This is a genomic window from Neisseria sp. P0021.S005, assembly GCF_051956955.1.
The window spans coordinates 1-1,708 of sequence record NZ_JBQCWY010000657.1 but is presented as its reverse complement, the minus strand read 5'-3'; the positions used below and the strand labels follow the sequence as shown (position 1 = coordinate 1,708).

At 48.3% G+C, this 1,708-nt stretch carries 2 protein-coding genes; one reads left to right on the top strand and one right to left on the bottom strand.

Translation table 11 applies throughout. The features are described from left to right. On the bottom strand, positions 1 to 1,057 hold a 1,057-nt coding region (locus ACTHUE_RS18000), incomplete at its 3' end, for a serine hydrolase (protein ID WP_440424102.1). Between the two features lie 208 nt (positions 1,058 to 1,265). Here ACTHUE_RS18000 and ACTHUE_RS17995 point away from each other — a divergent pair. Then, positions 1,266 to 1,708: pyridoxal-phosphate dependent enzyme (locus ACTHUE_RS17995; protein ID WP_440424101.1), on the top strand; the 443-nt coding region annotated here is incomplete at its 3' end.

Below are 1,708 nucleotides of genomic sequence, written 5' to 3'. Positions count from 1 at the left end.
GGGCGAGGACGGGCTGAAGCGTTTCTAAAATAGGTTTGACGTTTTTGCCGGTATCGTGGGGAATGGTAATGTAAACATCGTCCAAGAAACCGATATCTACGGCTTTGGTACTGCCTTTGTAAACTTTGACTTGGGAAATCACTTCTCCGCCGTTGTAAAGTTTAGGCGTATCAAATGCCTGCAATGACCAGTTGAGCAGTTTGCTGCTTTCGCTGGCGCGCGCTTCGGTGGATTCGGCACCGGCAAGGATGGAAACAATACGGCGGTTGTTGCGTTTGCTGGAAGCGGCGAGATGGTAGCCTGCGCCTTCGCTATAGCCGGTTTTCAAACCATCGATACTGCTGTCGCGATAGAGCAGGAGGTTGCGGTTGGGCTGTTCGATATTATTGTATTTGAAAGATTTGTTTGCAAACAAAGGATAGTATTTCGGATAGTCATTGATCAGCGCGGCTGCCAAAATGGCCAAGTCGCCAACGGTTGAAACATGGCCGTTAGAAGAAATACCGGTCGGGTTGTTGAAGTGGGTATGCTTCATGCCCAAGCGTTTGGCTTCTTCGTTCATTTGTTTGACAAATTCGTCGATAGAGTCGTTGCCAATGGCTTCGGCAAGGGTAATGGCGGCATCGTTGGCCGACTGGATGGTTGTACCCTTAATCAAATCGCTGACACTGACAGGAACTTTCGGATCAAGGAACATGCGTGAACCTTCGACTTTCCAGCCGACGTTTGAAACTGTCAGCATCTGATCTGCTTGAAGCGTACCGTTTTCCAGTGCTTTAAAGGCAAGGTAGGCGGTCATCATTTGCGTCAACGCGGCAGGCTCGATAGGCGTGTCGGCATTGTTGGATGCCAAGGTTTGCTTGCTGTGCAGGTCGGTAACAATATAGGCAGTCGCCGCAATTTCCGGCGGCGTTGTCGGGCTGTTGATACTGTGCAGCAGTGGCTGCGTTTGAGCCTCGCTTTGTACGGCAGGTGCGGATGCAACCGGGTCTGCCGCAAGGGCTGGAGTATTCAGGAGGGCAGCAAAAATTAAGCTAAGTAGCGTTTTTTTCATCATTATTTATGGATTTGAATATGAGTGGACACTGTTTCTTTCAAAGTAAACAGTTTGGCATATTAAATAGATATTAAGCGGACATTATACCGTCTCATTTAGGCTTTGCTAAGATTTTTCTTGCCTTCAGACGGCCTCAGGGGTATGGTTTTAACTTTTTCCTCCGGTCGATTTGACCGAATTGCAATTTATTTCCGAACACTAAAATACCATGAACCATTCCCTTCCTCTTTCTGATTATCTAACCCGTATTTTGACCGCTTCCGTTTATGATGTGGCCGTAGAAACGCCCTTGGATTTGGCGCGCAGTCTGTCAGGCCGTCTGAACAATCAGGTTTTGCTCAAACGTGAAGATTTGCAGCCGGTGTTTTCGTTCAAAATTCGCGGCGCGTACAACAAAATGGCGAAGCTGCCTAAAGAAGCCTTGGATTGTGGCGTGATTGCAGCAAGCGCGGGCAACCATGCACAGGGTGTGGCTTTGTCGGCTCAATATTTGGGTTGCCGCGCCGTCATCGTGATGCCGGAGACTACGCCGAAAATCAAAATTGATGCAGTAAAGAGCCGTGGCGGTGAAGTGGTATTGAAAGGTGTGTCTTACAACGATGCCTATGATTATGCGATGGAGTTGGCAGAAAAGGAAAAACTGACCTATAT